Origin of the sequence: Mesorhizobium sp. M7A.F.Ca.CA.004.04.2.1 (assembly GCF_004022825.1) — a bacterium.
Classification (GTDB): Bacteria; Pseudomonadota; Alphaproteobacteria; order Rhizobiales; family Rhizobiaceae; genus Mesorhizobium.
This window is the reverse complement of record NZ_RZPH01001587.1, coordinates 1-748: the sequence shown is the minus strand read 5'-3', so window position 1 is coordinate 748 and position 748 is coordinate 1. Positions and strand designations below refer to the sequence as shown.

Sequence of the window (748 nt, the reverse complement as noted above, 5' to 3'; positions counted from 1 at the left end):
GACATGGGCGGCGGCACGACGACGATCTCGGTGTTTTCGGAAGGCAAGTTCGTCCATGGCGACGCCATCGCCATCGGCGGCAACCACGTCACGATGGACATGGCCAAGGGGCTGTCGACCTCGCTCGATGCCGCCGAACGGCTGAAGGTGATGCATGGCTCGGCACTGCCGGGCAGCGCCGACGACCGCGACCTGGTCTCGATCCAGCCGATCGGCGACGACGGTGACGTGCCCTTGCAGATCCCGCGCTCGGTGATGACGCGCATCGTGCGCGCCCGCATCGACGAGACGCTCGAACTGCTGCGCGACCGGCTGAACAAGTCCGGCTATGGCAATGCAGTGGGCAAGCGTGTGGTTCTTACCGGTGGCGCCAGCCAGCTTGCCGGCCTGCCGGAGGCGGCGCGCCGCATCCTGGGACGCAATGTGCGCATCGGCCGCCCGCTCGGCGTGGCCGGTCTGCCGGAAGCGGCGAAGGGGCCGGCCTTCTCGGCTGCGGTGGGGCTTCTGATCTATCCGCAGATGGCGAGCTTCGAGAGCCATCCGGCGAAAGGAATTTCCGGTCTCAAAATGACCGGAACGGGCGGAAAACTGCATCGCATGAGTCAGTGGTTGAGAGACAGTTTCTAAAATTGACGGGGACAGCCCCATAGGCGGCCGCGGCGGCGAAGCGGCGTGAAAGGCAAAGGACGGAGACAATGACCATCAATCTGCAAAAGCCGGACATCACCGAGCTTAAGCCGCGCATCAC

The 748-nt window shown here is 64.8% G+C and carries 1 protein-coding gene; it reads left to right on the top strand.

Features of this window, described 5'->3' with window-relative positions:
- Positions 1–627, top strand: a 627-nt coding sequence (locus EN893_RS36315; RefSeq protein ID WP_164901511.1) for a cell division protein FtsA, incomplete at its 5' end; no start/stop codon positions are given.
- Positions 628–748: the final 121 nt, after the last annotated feature.